Here is a 14170-nt window from a genome sequence, read left to right as displayed (position 1 = left end):
GCATATGGCTGTAAAGAAAAAACATTGACAAATGAATTTACCAAAGCTATAATTACCTTTGTTGCCTTGAGGTGATATAATATGAAATGGACAATTCCACAACTGCAAAAATTTCGCGACAATGGTTTTAATGTAGATGAGACAGCAGATCTTTCTGAACTGAAAAAGGCGGATCCACAAATTCGTGATATTTCACCAATTCGTGTATTTGGGAAAGCTGACTTGAGTTCTAATCGAGTTACTTTTCATCTGAAAATATCAGGTACATTAACATTACCATGTTCAAGAACCTTAGTTGATGTCCCATTCCCAATCGATGTTCAAACAACAGAGACTTATCTTTTTAATCAATATGAAGGTATGGAGATTGAGGATGGAGAATATCATGTGGCTGAGGGAGATGTAGTGGATCTTACGCCAGTAATCAAAGAAATAATTCTCACGGAGATTCCATTGCAGGTATTCTGTGATACGGATCATCCTGTAGGTGCTGCTCCGCTAGCTGGAGATGACTGGGAATTAATCTTAGAGGACCAGCAAGTTAAAAAGGTTGACCCAAGACTGGCAAAGTTGGCCCATTTTTTTGACAACAATGATGATAACAGTGAAAAATGAAAGACTACATAAGTCTTCCATAGAACCATCGTTTTTTAAGGAGGTGTAAAACATGGCTGTACCTTTCAGAAGAACTTCGAAAACTAGAAAGAGATTGCGTCGTACGCATTTCAAACTTCAAGTCCCTGGTATGGTTGAATGCCCAAACTGCGGTGAAATGAAATTATCCCACCGTATCTGTAAAGCATGTGGAACATACAAAGGAAAAGAAGTTGTAAATAAATAATCAACTTGAGAGAACACAGGGAAACCTGTGTTCTTTTTGTTTTTAAGGGGGATTCGCGGTGAAAGAAGTGATTGTGGAGAAAAAAGAGGGGTATTTGCTTGTTACGCTAAACCGGCCGCATGTTAGGAACGCCATAAATTTTGAGGTTATGGATTTATTGGAAGAGGCTATCGAACATGTGAAAACGGATGATGACAGTAAGGCCATGGTGATAACTGGAGCCGGTAATGTTTTTAGTTCGGGTGGTGATCTAAAGGTTTTTCATCTTCTTGATGATCAAAAGAACGCTTATCACATGTTATCGCGTATGGGAGAAATTTTATATAAAATAGCTACTTTGCCGAAGCCCGTTTTGGCTTTTTTAAATGGGCCGGCTGTGGGCGGTGGATTAGAACTGGCTACAGCATGTGATTTTCGATATGTAAAAAAAGGAACTTTGATGGGCTTTATTCAAATTGGGCAGGGAATAACCACTGGGTGGGGAGGTGGAGCTCTTTTGCTTGAAAAGGTAGCAGAATCTAAGGGGCTGGAATGGTTGATGTCGGGGCGGAAGTTTTCTGAAGAAGAAGCGTACTCAAATGGATTTGTAAATGGTATTGTGTCAGAAATAGACGAGAAAACCATTTTAAGCGTTATTGAGCCTATTATTAAAAATGATATTGAGGCATTGATGGCATATAAAAGTATAACTATCCGCAAAAGGAAAGCATCTGATCTGTATAAACGGATGCAAGAAGAGATTAAACGATGTTCTGATTTATGGGTATTACCAATCCATATGCAGACTGTGCAACAATTTCAGAAAAAGTCTCAATAAGAAGCCGATTATCATGTTAATAGAATCTTGTTTATTCTATCTTTCCTACCAGACGCATATGAATAAATATTATGAATGCTTATTGGGGGGAATAGAGGATGACAGGTTCGAGACAGGATGGATGGTCGCAGGATGAGGATGTATATTTGGCGGAGGTCGTATTACGGCATATCCGTGAGGGAAGCACGCAATTAAAAGCATTTGAAGAGGTTGGAAAAGGGTTGTCGAGAACTCCGGCTGCGTGTGGCTTTAGATGGAATTCTTATGTCCGTAAACAATATTCGGAAGGGATAGAGCTGGCTAAAAAGGTACGTAAAGATCTTAAAAAATCGATAGGGACTGCGGAATTGGAGGCGGAGCAGCCACATCGTGAGGATCAAGAAATCTTGGTCGGAATAAAGGGTGATGCTGAGCTTAATCTTTCTTTAGATACAGTTATTACCTATTTAACCAGTTTAAAGAGTAGGTTGGAAGAACGATCATTCCGTTCGCCTGAGGAATTACTGCTGGAATATTCAGAGTTAAAAAAGCATGCCGATTATTTAGTTCAAGAGAGAGATACAGTAGAAATACGATTTAAACAGATGGAGAAGGATTACCGTGGATTGCTTGATTTACTGAATCGGGCACGTCAATTATCGGAGGAAAAATGAGGATTGTTATAGGAGCATGCCTTTTTAAAAGGTGTGCTTCTATTAATGTTAAATGAAAAGAAAAAGCTTTCTCGCTGGAAAGCTTAAAGTAGATTTATTTATCATTATTAGGCTGCCAAATCAGTGGGTTCTCCCCTAAATCTCTTTCCATATCATACTCTACGGGTTCGAAGCCCTGTTTTTCCCAAAAAGTACGGGAATGGACTCTTGGGTTTGTTTTGATTGGTAGGCCAAGATCTTTGGAGAACTGAACGAGCATGGAGCCGTATCCCTTTTTTTGATAATCCGGTAAAACTTCAAGCTTCCATATTTCATAGTAATCCTGTGGAGGGTCAAAATATTTATCAAACCTGGCATCGATTTTATAAAGACTCATCCTGGCAACTAATTTATCCCCAAAATAGATACCGTAAAAAGGTGATTCGCTATTATCTTCTATAAGATTTGCCTGCAAATCTTCAAGCATGGATAATTCTTGCAAACCATATTCCTTAAATTTCTTGAATTCTTCAAGCGTGCGGTAGTTAACGCGTAATTTCTCGACCTTTACACTCACTTCATAGCCCCCTTAAATGTATGTGAAAAGTTTATACTTATATTTCCATTATAGCTAAATGTATAGAAAAATCATAATTTTTAATTATCTAAAGGCTACGTTTGGTTGGATGAATGAATGAGTACTTGGACGATGTATGCTTTCGGTAAATCGAAAAAGAAATAGAAGTGAATCCATAAATAATTCAGCCGAAATGATGTTAATTCAAAACTAGGTGTAGTTATCTTTCCATCATACATTGCTAATGTTAAAATTATTGCAAAAGATCACTTGGAGGAAAACATGAGGATTGGGATAATAGGGGGAGGAGCAATTGGATTATTGACAGCCTCAAAGCTGAGTGATAACCATCAAATTACGCTATTCACGCATACACCATTACAAGCGGACGACATTAATAAAAAAGGAATTACCCTGATTGACAGGCAGGGTGAGTATACTTATAAAAATATGAATGCGTTATGTATTGATGATTCGGAGGAATGGATTCAAAGACAAGATATCATCATTCTAACCGTAAAGCAGACGGCTCTCATTGAACTATGGTCCCTGCTAGAAGAGAATGCATCTGCAGTGATCTTTTTGCAAAACGGAATGAGTCATTTCGCTCATTTACCTGCATTGCGGGTTTCAACCATCTATACTGGGATTGTTGAGCATGGTGCCATTCGGGAGAATACTCATACGGTTCATCATACAGGGATTGGAATGATAAAAATCGGCTTGTATAGAGGAATGAAGCTGCCAGGTATAGAATATTTGGATACGGATGATTTTCCTGTTCAATTGCTCCCTGATATCAGATCTATTCATATTGAAAAACTAATCATTAATTCTGTTATTAACCCATTGACCAGTATTCTGGGAGTTCGTAACGGTGAATTAATAAAAAATACATATTTCATTAAGTTAGTGGAATCCATCTGTCAGGAGGTTTGTCAGTCGTTTTTAATTCCGGACTCTGAGCATCAAGCTTATTTAGAGAGAATTATTACAATATGTGATCGAACAGCCGAGAATACCTCTTCTATGTTAAGGGATCTTCAGCTGGATAGAAAAACTGAAATAGAGACAATCCTTGGATATTGTATTCGCGAAGCAGATAAGAATGGTATCCCTGCACCTCAATGTAAAATGCTATTTAATATGGTGTGTGGTATGGAAGAAAGTGAGGAGATGTGAGTGGACAGCTTATTAGCAGGCCTTATTGCTATTTGCGTAATCATGCCAATTATTGTTTATTTGACCGTATATACAATTTCCAGGCAGATGCTTAAAAATAATAAAAAGGCAGTCAGGCTTTCTGCCGATACTACGACGATTTTTTTGATTATGGCAGTTCATTATGCAGTTATCGCTCTTTTTGAACATTCATACTTATGGGTTATTATGATTATCTTGATTATAATCGCCTCCACTGTATTGTTTATGCATTATAAAGTAAGGGAAGAGGTTGACTTAAAAAGAGTTTTTACTGGTTTTTGGAGAGCTTCTTTCCTGTTATTCTCTGCCGCCTATTTTTTATTGGCCACAATTGGGATTGTGGAGAGAATAGTAAAAGTATTTACATAGGCGAAAAGCAATACCTTTTAAAGCCTTCAAAGGGAATGATATACTGTTATATGAATTTGTTCAAAAGGAGACAACCTTGATGATGGAATACATAAAAATAAATCTTCCAGCTATGAATAGTTTTGCATCTGACTATATCACCGGAAGTATAAATAAATCTTTTACAGAGTATGATTGGAAGAATGAGAACCATATTCAAGATCGGGCGGATTGGCTAGCGGGAAGAACATACCCACGCGATGAAATGGCAACCTATATTGAGTCCTTCATGAGTAAATATGGAATATCTGAGCAAGTAAAGGAAAATATTGATGCCTTGCGTGAGGATGCTTTAGTAATCGTTGGAGGCCAGCAAGCAGGATTATTGACTGGACCGCTGTATTCTATTCATAAAATTATCTCGATTATAAAACTAGCGAAGGAACAAAGTGAAAGATTAAATAAAAGGGTCGTCCCAGTCTTCTGGATCGCTGGTGAGGACCATGATTACCAAGAGGTTAATCATGTTTACGCTGAAGAAGGACATGAATTTAAAAAAATCGTGTATCCGGAAAAACCTCTATCGAAAAAAATGATATCTGATATTGGTATGGATGTGAATACTGCAAAAGAGTGGTTGCAGGATGTATTTTCTTTATGGGGAGAAACAGAGCGTACGAACGAATTGCTGGAATGGGTGGAAAAAGCAATCGATCAATCCGAAACCATCACCGACTTTTTCGCCATTCTTATTAATGATCTTTTTAGCATGCATGGTCTCTTAATGGTGGATTCTGGTGATCCTAGCTTTAGGAAACTGGCTGGGCCTGTCTATCAGCAAATTGCGTATGAATCAGGAATTAGCAAAGCGGTGATTGAACAGCAAAATCTTTCAAAAGAAAACGGATATAATCCGATTATTGACCTTGATGAACAATGTACGAACTTATTTTATTACGAGCCTACAACTCTTAACCGGTTGCTATTAGAACGTGAAGAAGGTTCAAGTGACTTAATTGGGAAGGGTAGCGGAATTAAATTATCCCAAATAGAGCTGGATCGTTTACTATCTAAACATCCGGAGTACTTCAGTACAAATGTTGTGTCTCGTCCACTTTTACAGGAAAAAATGTTTCCTGTCTTAGGATTTATAGCTGGACCCGGCGAGATTGCCTATTGGAGTGAAATTAAACCCGCGTTTGCCATGACTGGAGAAAAGATGCCACCGATATGGCCTCGACTTTCCTTTACGTTATTGGAAGGAAATATTGAAAGATTATTAGAGGAACTTAATCTTTCCTTGGAAAAAGTTTTGAGAAAAGGCTGTTCAGAGGAGAGGGAATTCTATCTGGAAGAATTGCGTAAACAGGCTCCAGATACATATAGCAGTATAATTAAAAATCTGGAATCTGCTCATCTTACGTGGCAACAAAAAGCGGTTGATTTCGATAAAGGATTGGAACCTCTTTTCGAAAAAAATCGCCACTTGATTAAAGAACAGCTCCTTTTTATGCAGAAAAAGGTGGAGAGCCATTTAGAGAGAAAAAATGAAGAAACGATTGCAAAATACAATCGTGTCGAAAATAGTCTCCATCCGGCAGGCGGCCTGCAAGAAAGAATTCTCAATCCGTTTTACTTTTTCAATCAATATGGGACATTATGGGTTGATTGCCTCTTAGCGGAATCACTCGAATTTGATGGGTCGCATTATGTCGTAACCATATAAAGATGCTGTAAGAACTTAAGTGGAGATTTGCTTCGTTTGACAATAAATATAGAGTGAATGATGGAAGTTTTTGTCCAATTGGACTATAAAAAAACAGATAATAATATCTAGAAAAAACTGTCTTAGAAAGGCAGTTTTTTTGTTTTTATGGGATTGCCGGTGATCAAGGAATCATAGTCTGAAATTTTATTCAAATATTAAAGTTTTTTTATATAAATTGTGGTGAAAAGTGGGGCAATGTGGTACTCTAAGGTGGAGAAGTGGGGTGAAGGACATGTTCATGGGTGAATACCATCATTCAATTGATTCAAAAGGACGCATAATCATACCATCTAAATTTCGGGAAAGTTTAGGCGATATGTTTGTAATTACACGCGGCCTTGATCAATGCCTGTTTGGATATCCACTGGATGAATGGTCTCAACTTGAAGAAAAACTAAAAGGCCTTCCACTTACGAAGAAGGATGCAAGAGCATTTACCCGTTTCTTTTTTTCAGGTGCGACTGAATGTGAACTGGATAAACAGGGACGTGTGAACATCCCGGGACCACTTTTAAACTATGGAAAATTGGAAAAAGAATGCGTAGTTTTAGGAGTATCTAACCGGATAGAAATATGGAGTAAATCAATATGGGAAGAATATTTCTCGGAATCGGAAGAATCTTTCTCAGAGATTGCTGAAAATATGATTGGTTTTGATATTTAATGCGCATACTTCCTTTCAGGAAGGTGAAGAAATGTTTAATCATACGACTGTACTATTAAAAGAAGCTGTGGATGGACTAAATATAAAACCTGACGGTATCTATGTAGATTGTACCCTTGGGGGCGCAGGACACAGTGAACTAATTGCGAAGTCTTTATCCGGACAAGGAAGATTAATATCGTTTGACCAGGATGAGACTGCATTAAAGCATGCAGAGAAGAAGCTAGAGCCTTATATGGACAAAGTAACATTAATTAATAGTAATTTTGTTTATTTTGATGAAAAACTCGCTGAAATCGGTATTACAAAGATAGATGGTATTCTATACGATCTGGGTGTTTCGTCTCCTCAATTCGATACCCCGGAAAGAGGATTCAGCTATAACCACGACGCATTACTTGATATGCGAATGGATCTATCATCTCCTTTAACAGCTTATGATGTAGTGAACAGCTGGACATACGAAGAGTTGGTCCGGATATTCTTTAAGTATGGTGAAGAAAAATTTTCGAAACAAATCGCCCGCAAAATCGAACAAGCCAGAGAGATTGGGCCAATTCGTACAACCTTTGATTTGGTAGATATTATTAAGGAAGCCATACCTGCTCCAGCAAGGCGAAAAGGCGGACATCCCGCTAAGCGAATATTTCAGGCGATACGAATAGCGGTGAATGATGAACTAAGAGTTTTTGAAGTATCTTTAGAAAAAGTGCTTCCGATGCTCAATAAAGGCGGCAGAATTTCAGTGATTACGTTCCATTCGCTGGAAGACCGGATTTGCAAAAGCTTCTTTAAAGAACATTCGGAATTACCGCCAATGCCACATGGTTTGCCGATTATTCCGAAAGAATTCGAGCCAGATCTAAAGTTGATAACCAGAAAACCAATTTTACCGAGTGAAGAAGAAGTCGAAGCGAATAAAAGAGCGCGTTCAGCTAAATTAAGAATAGCAGAAAAGAAATAAATAGATTATGAAAGATTATTTAATGGGAGGGGATAAACTTGAGTAGTATAGCAAGAAAACTTCAGCAAGAGCAGCAACGTCATGTAGGAACAAAAACAAAGAAGATAAAAGTAAAAGGCGGCATTACGATTGGTGAGAAGATTCTATATTTAACATTCTCATTGTTTATCGCTTTCTTTGCTGTAAAAATCATTTCCGCGCAAGCAAATATATACTCCACTAATAATGAAATTATTGCACTTGAAAGCAAGATAGAGAACCAGGAAAAGCTTAATAAAGATTATGCAGATCAAGTGGCCGAGTTAAGTACATATGACCGAATCTGGCAAAAAGCAAAAGAATTGGGATTAACACTAAAAGATAAAAATGTTAAGGTAGTGCAAGATTAATGAGTAATCGAAAAAGCCGTAATAGGGGAGCAGCACTCTTATTTGTAATATTTGGGCTGCTTTTTTGTGTAGTATTTTTTCGCTTTTTGTATATTCAATATACTGGTGTTGCCGGGGGGCAGGAGCTTGCTGCTAAAGCGCAGGATAAGTATGAAGTCACCCGGACCTTGTCAGCACAAAGAGGAACGATTGTTGACAAAAATGGCGAGGTACTGGCAAGGGATACGTCAACCTATAAGTTAATTGCCCTCCTCAATTCATCTGTAACTGAAGATCCGAAAAAGCCTAAACATGTTGTAGATAAGGAAGAAACAGCAAGAGTATTGGCTGAGCATATTGATATGGATGAAAGCGAAATATTAAGGCGCTTGAACAAAAAGGGTCTTTATCAAACTGAATTTGGTGCTGCCGGGCGTGATTTAACCCATCAACAAAAAAATGATATCGAAGAATTAAATTTACCAGGTATCACATTTGTAAAGGATACCAAGAGATTTTATCCGAATGGAGTCTTCTCCTCACATGTAATAGGATTTGTAGAGAATGATGAAGAAACAGGGAAAACAACTGGAGCGTTAGGACTAGAAAAAGAATTGGATAAGTATTTACAAGAGGAGGATGGATCTATCAAGTTCGAGGGTGATCTATGGCGTAATATTCTTCCTAATAAAGAGACGGTAGTGAACGATCCTTCAAATGGAGCTTCTGTTCAGCTGACGCTCGATAAAAAAATTCAAATCTTTTTAGAAGACGCAATGTCAGATGTCAATAAGAAATACAATCCAACTAAAATGATTGGTATCGTAGCAGATCCAAAGACAGGGAAAATATTAGCTATGTCACAGCGCCCTACTTTTGATTTAAACACTAGGGATGGACTTGCAGATACCTGGCAGAATCTAGCGGTTGAAGAATCCTTTGAACCTGGTTCTACCATGAAGATCTTTACATTGGCGGCTGCTGTTGAAGAAGGAGTATTTAATCCTAATGAACAATATAAATCAGGCACGTTTAAGATTAAAGGCTCTAGACCGATAAGAGACCATAACGGTGGAGCAGGGTGGGGGACGATTAGCTATCTAGAAGGGGTTCAACGTTCTTCAAATGTTGCTTTTGCTAAATTGGCTGATGAAAAAATCGGAACTGAAAAACTTTTAACATACTTTGAAAGCTTTGGTTTTGGTAAAAAAACCGGCATTGATCTACCTAGTGAAACGACCGGAAAATTTGTTTATAAATATAAATCTGAACAAATTACGACTGCCTTTGGCCAAGGGTCAACTGTTACGCCGATCCAAATGATTCAGGCAGCAACTGCCGTCGCAAATGACGGAAAAATGATGAAGCCGTATGTAGTAGAAAAAATTTCTGATTCCAACACCAATAAAGTCATAAAAGAAACGAAGCCTACCGTAGCAGGTACTCCTATTTCGAAAGAAACGGCAGCTGAGGTTCGGGATATATTGGAAACGGTCGTAACCTCGAAAAAAGGAACCGGTAAGCCATATAAATTGGATGGCTATGATGTTATAGGGAAAACGGGAACGGCTCAGATACGCAGTCAAACTGGTGCGGGCTACGCTACAGGCCATGAAAATTATTTGTTCTCTTTCTTAGGAATGGCACCGAAGGATAATCCTGAAGTTGTGGTATATGTCGCCATCCAACAGCCGCAGATTAGCGAAAGTGAATCTGGCTCAGCTCCAGTATCCCAAGTATTTAACTCGGTGATGGAAAATACATTAAAGTACTTAAATATTAAGTCAGATAATACAAAGAAAAAATCAACGAGTAAAGTTCCAGAATTAAAAGAAACGAATGTTGAAACTGCTAAGACTAAGGTTGAAGAGCTTGGACTAACTCCTGTTGTTATAGGGAACGGAATGAGTGTTTCTAAACAATCGCCAAGTGCAGGATCTCAGATTATACAAGGAGAGAAAGTTCTTCTTCTGACTGATGGCGATTTAACAGTTCCTGATTTTTCAGGATGGTCAATTAGGGATGTTATGAAGGCAGCTTCCTTAATGGATGTAGAGTTAAATAACTCAGGCTCCGGGTATGCTGTTACTCAAAAACCAAAAGCAGGCACAAAAATGAAGGATGATGCTTTCCTGGTTGTTCAATTTGAGAATCCTAAAACCATTTATGAAAAATCAAAAGAGAATAGCTCCAAAACTAAGGATGAGGAAGTAGAATCCGATTAGATTTATTTATGAGCCTGATAGCTTTTATAGCTGTCAGGCTCTTTTTTTCTTTTGATAATGCATAGACATAAAAGAAAGGGTACAAGCATACAGTGAAAAAGAGTCGTGCATTGGAGGGATGGGCATGAGAGCAACAAATATTACTGTCCGAAAACGATTAATCGCAGCATTGTTAATTGGGTTGTTCGTATTTCTGGTGATCATCATCAGACTTGGATATGTTCAGTTTTATTTAGGAGATTTTCTGACGGGCTTAGCGAAAGATTCGTGGAGCAGAAATGTTCCATTTGAGCCGAAACGTGGAGAAATCAAGGATCGTAATGGAGTGGTTTATGCTACCAATAAATCCGCCCCTACTGTTTATATTGTCCCTCGCCAGGTGGTGAATCCAGCGGATACAGCTAAACAAATTGCCTCAGTATTGAATATGAGGACAGATAAAGCTTTTAAACTCATAACCTCAAATACGTCTATCGTAAAGATACCTGAAGGCCGAAAAATCAGCCATAATAAAGCAAAAGAAATCAGAAACTTAGATTTAAAAGGAGTGTATATTGCTGAGGACTCCATTCGTTATTATCCTAAAGGATCTACTCTGGCGCATGTTCTTGGATTTGCGGGTATCGATAATCAAGGGTTGATGGGACTTGAATTGGCCTATGATGATGAGCTGAAGGGAGAAAAAGGGTATGTAAAGTTTTATGCAGATGCAAAAGGAAAACGGATGGAGAATATGGCTGATGACTATAAAGCTCCAGCAAATGGATATGATTTGAAGTTAACAGTTGACAACAGAATACAAACGATTATCGATCGAGAACTGGAAATTGCCGAAGAAACATATAATCCCGATGGTATTGTCGCCATAGCTGTTAATCCAAATACAGGTGAAATACTTGGTATGTCAAGCAGACCCACTTTTGATCCAACAAACTTTAGAAATGTAGCACCCGAGATTTATAATCGTAATTTACCTGTGTGGAGTACGTATGAACCGGGTTCAACGTTTAAAATTATTACGCTGGCTGCGGCACTTGAAGAAGGTAAAGTGGATTTGAAAAATGACCATTTTTATGATCCGGGTTATACAAAAGTCGGCGGAGCCAGTTTAAGATGCTGGAAACGCGGTGGACATGGATCAGAAACATTCCTTGAAGTAGTACAGAACTCCTGTAACCCAGGGTTCGTTGAGCTTGGTCAAAGACTGGGAAAAGAAAAATTGTTTAATTATATTCATGACTTTGGATTTGGAGAAAAAACGGGTATTGATTTGCAGGGAGAAGGGAAAGGGATTTTATTTAATATAAATCGAGTGGGTCCGGTAGAACAGGCAACAACTGCTTTTGGACAAGGAGTCTCAGTTACGCCAATCCAACAAGTGATGGCTGTGTCGGCGGCAATTAATGGCGGAACACTTTATACCCCCTATATCGCAAAAGAAATTGTTAATCCAGCTACGGGTGAAACCATCATTAAGAAAACTCCAAAGGCGAAAAGGAATGTTATCTCAAAGGAAACATCAAAGCAAATTCGCGAAGCTCTAGAAACTGTAGTGGCACAAGGTTCAGGTAAAGGTGCATTTGTTGATGGGTATCGAGTTGGCGGGAAAACCGGTACAGCCCAGAAGGCTCAAAACGGGAGATATTTAGAAAATAATTTCATTGTCTCGTTTATCGGTTTTGCGCCAGCTGATGACCCGCAATTGGTTGTCTATTTAGCGATTGATAATCCAAAAGGAACAGTGCAATTTGGAGGGGTCGTAGCCGCTCCTATTGTTGGAAGGATCATGAAGGATAGTATGCCGGCACTTGGAATTGAGCCGCGTAAAAACCAAGTGGAGAAAGAAAAGAACTATTTAGATCCGAGAATGGAAGAAGTTCCTGATTTGATTGGAATGACATTAAAGGATTTGGGTGAGCAATACTCTACCTTCAAAGTCGAAAAGTCTGGGAGCGGAAATCGAATTGTTCAGCAATCACCGCAAGCGGGTGTCAAACTAAAAGAGGGTTCCTCGATCCGTATATATCTTGAAGAGGATGATGCAGAGGAATAATCGGTCATAAAGTGGTGCGGCTTCCAGGATATTTCTGCATTGAATTACAAATTGGCAGCTGACAAAAGTTCTATTCAGCTGCCTCTTAGTCATTTAAAAAAAGTGTAAGCGGTTATTCTTTTACCGGACTAGAAGATTATATACTTTATTATTTCTAAACGGCTAAAATTACGATACAATAGTGAAGATTGCTTTAAAAAGAAAGGAACAGTTTTATGAAACTCGATGAATTAATCTCTAGAATACCGTTTAAACAGAAACAGGGAGATGGCAACCCTCTTATTTCATCCATTGAGAATGACCACCGCAAGGTCAAGGAAGGCAGCTTGTTTATCTGTATTAAGGGATATACTGTCGACGGCCATGATCTTGCAGAAGAGGCGGTTAGAAATGGAGCAGTCGCTATTGTTGCAGAGAAGCCTCTATCACTCTCTGTACCTGTCGTAATTGTTAAAAGCACACAAAAATTAATGGCTTTACTGGCCGATTTCTTTTATGGCCATCCTACACAAAAACTTAATTTAATCGGAATTACCGGAACAAATGGAAAAACAACAATTAGTCATCTGGTAGAAAGAATATTTCAGGATGCAAACTATACAACTGGTTTAATCGGAACCATGTATACGAAGATTGGATCTGAAAAGTTCGAAACAAAAAATACAACACCTGATAGCCTAACCTTACAAAAAACCTTTGCAGATATGGTAAACAATCGTGTACATACTGCAGTTATGGAAGTATCTTCGCATGCACTCGATATGGGGCGTGTATTTGGCTGTGATTACGATATTGCTGTTTTTTCAAACTTGACTCAGGACCATCTTGATTACCATGGAACAATGGATAATTACCGTTATGCAAAAAGCTTATTATTCTCCCGTTTAGGAAATACTTATCAGGATAATCAGCCGAAGTATGCCATTTTAAACGCGGATGATTCAGCATCCATCATGTTCGAAAAAGCAACTTCTGCCAGTGTCGTAACATATGGCATTATTCAAAAAGCAGATGTAAGGGCAACTGATATTATTATTACTTCAGAAGGAACAAAATTTACTTTGACAACGCCAGACCATAGCTGTCCAATAACAATTCCGATGATTGGAAAATTCAATGTATACAATTGTCTGGCTGCCATTGCTGTTGGACTTGTTTCAGGTCTTCATATCGATCAAATCTTATCGTCTTTACAGAATATTAAAGGAGTGACGGGTCGCTTTGAGCCGGTATTCGGAGGACAGGAATTTACAGTGATAGTAGATTATGCACATACACCGGATAGCTTGGAAAATGTTCTGAAGACAATCAATGAGTTTGCTTCTAAAAAAGTATATACGATTGTTGGCTGCGGTGGTGACCGTGATCGTACAAAACGTCCAATTATGGCTCGGGTAGCATGTGAATATAGTTCAAATGCCATATTCACATCTGATAATCCGAGGAGTGAAGATGCTTTATCGATCCTTTCTGATATGGAAAATGGTGTCGCCGGCTATGATTACAAAGTTATCGCAGATCGTAAGGAAGCCATTTATGATGCCGTGTTCAGTGCTGAACCTGGTGATGTAGTCCTAATTGCCGGAAAAGGTCATGAAAATTATCAGATTATTGGTAAGGAAGTTCATCATTTTGACGATAAAGAAGTCGCATTAGAAGCAATTGAACAGAAATTAAAATTGAACCGAAGAGACGAAAGGGAGTAGAACC

The 14170-nt window shown here is 38.5% G+C and carries 14 protein-coding genes; 13 read left to right on the top strand and 1 reads right to left on the bottom strand.

The window, feature by feature from the left end; translation table 11 throughout:
• The first annotated feature begins 81 nt into the window (after positions 1 to 81).
• The 4 genes from AC4D4A_RS11205 to AC4D4A_RS11190 all read left to right on the top strand — a co-directional run bounded on the left by AC4D4A_RS11205 (position 82) and on the right by AC4D4A_RS11190 (position 2311).
• Positions 82 to 615: a YceD family protein gene (locus AC4D4A_RS11205; protein WP_490995972.1), complete on the top strand. Its 534-nt coding sequence runs from the start codon at positions 82 to 84 to the stop codon at positions 613 to 615.
• 52 nt (positions 616 to 667) lie between these two features.
• Positions 668 to 841, top strand: a complete 174-nt coding sequence (gene rpmF / locus AC4D4A_RS11200) for a 50S ribosomal protein L32 (RefSeq protein WP_066100735.1) — start codon at positions 668 to 670, stop codon at positions 839 to 841.
• 58 nt (positions 842 to 899) lie between these two features.
• Complete coding sequence (locus AC4D4A_RS11195; RefSeq protein WP_490995971.1) at positions 900 to 1658, top strand: enoyl-CoA hydratase/isomerase family protein; 759 nt, start codon at positions 900 to 902, stop codon at positions 1656 to 1658.
• Positions 1659 to 1756: 98 nt separating this feature from the next.
• Complete coding sequence (locus AC4D4A_RS11190; protein ID WP_490995970.1) at positions 1757 to 2311, top strand: RsfA family transcriptional regulator; 555 nt, start codon at positions 1757 to 1759, stop codon at positions 2309 to 2311.
• Between the two features lie 94 nt (positions 2312 to 2405).
• On the opposite strand, the gene AC4D4A_RS11185 is transcribed toward AC4D4A_RS11190, so the two are convergent.
• A complete protein-coding gene (locus tag AC4D4A_RS11185; protein ID WP_139891303.1) occupies positions 2406 to 2867 on the bottom strand; it encodes an N-acetyltransferase in 462 nt (153 codons plus the stop codon).
• Positions 2868 to 3149: 282 nt separating this feature from the next.
• Between AC4D4A_RS11185 and AC4D4A_RS11180 the strand changes: the two genes are divergently transcribed.
• The 9 genes from AC4D4A_RS11180 to AC4D4A_RS11140 all read left to right on the top strand — a co-directional run bounded on the left by AC4D4A_RS11180 (position 3150) and on the right by AC4D4A_RS11140 (position 14166).
• Positions 3150 to 4049 (top strand): 2-dehydropantoate 2-reductase, encoded by a 900-nt coding sequence (locus tag AC4D4A_RS11180; RefSeq protein WP_490995969.1) that lies wholly within the window; start codon positions 3150 to 3152, stop codon positions 4047 to 4049.
• Positions 4050 to 4439 carry a DUF3397 domain-containing protein gene (locus tag AC4D4A_RS11175; protein WP_490995968.1) on the top strand — a complete coding sequence of 130 codons (390 nt, stop codon included), beginning with the start codon at positions 4050 to 4052 and terminating at the stop codon, positions 4437 to 4439.
• Positions 4440 to 4518: 79 nt separating this feature from the next.
• Positions 4519 to 6144, top strand: coding sequence for a bacillithiol biosynthesis cysteine-adding enzyme BshC (gene bshC, locus AC4D4A_RS11170; protein WP_490995967.1), 1626 nt, complete (start codon positions 4519 to 4521; stop codon positions 6142 to 6144).
• Between the two features lie 274 nt (positions 6145 to 6418).
• The gene (gene mraZ, locus AC4D4A_RS11165; protein ID WP_066102303.1) at positions 6419 to 6850 is read left to right on the top strand and encodes a division/cell wall cluster transcriptional repressor MraZ; all 432 of its coding nucleotides are present in this window, start codon (positions 6419 to 6421) and stop codon (positions 6848 to 6850) included.
• 31 nt (positions 6851 to 6881) lie between these two features.
• On the top strand, positions 6882 to 7814 hold the full coding sequence (rsmH, locus tag AC4D4A_RS11160) for a 16S rRNA (cytosine(1402)-N(4))-methyltransferase RsmH (protein ID WP_490995966.1): 933 nt from the start codon (positions 6882 to 6884) through the stop codon (positions 7812 to 7814).
• A 38-nt stretch (positions 7815 to 7852) separates the two neighbouring features.
• Entirely contained in the window at positions 7853 to 8203 is a 351-nt protein-coding gene (gene ftsL, locus AC4D4A_RS11155; protein ID WP_490995965.1) for a cell division protein FtsL, read from the top strand.
• A complete protein-coding gene (locus AC4D4A_RS11150; RefSeq protein ID WP_490995964.1) occupies positions 8203 to 10407 on the top strand; it encodes a penicillin-binding protein in 2205 nt (734 codons plus the stop codon). Before ftsL ends, AC4D4A_RS11150 begins: the two co-directional genes overlap by 1 nt.
• 124 nt (positions 10408 to 10531) lie before the next feature.
• Positions 10532 to 12460 carry a stage V sporulation protein D gene (locus tag AC4D4A_RS11145; RefSeq protein ID WP_490995963.1) on the top strand — a complete coding sequence of 643 codons (1929 nt, stop codon included), beginning with the start codon at positions 10532 to 10534 and terminating at the stop codon, positions 12458 to 12460.
• Between the two features lie 215 nt (positions 12461 to 12675).
• Positions 12676 to 14166: a UDP-N-acetylmuramoyl-L-alanyl-D-glutamate--2,6-diaminopimelate ligase gene (locus AC4D4A_RS11140; RefSeq protein WP_490995962.1), complete on the top strand. Its 1491-nt coding sequence runs from the start codon at positions 12676 to 12678 to the stop codon at positions 14164 to 14166.
• The last annotated feature ends 4 nt before the right edge of the window (positions 14167 to 14170 follow it).

The sequence above is a fragment of the Pradoshia sp. Z5_111 genome (genome assembly GCF_058267535.1).
This window is presented reverse-complemented; position numbering and strand designations above follow the sequence as displayed.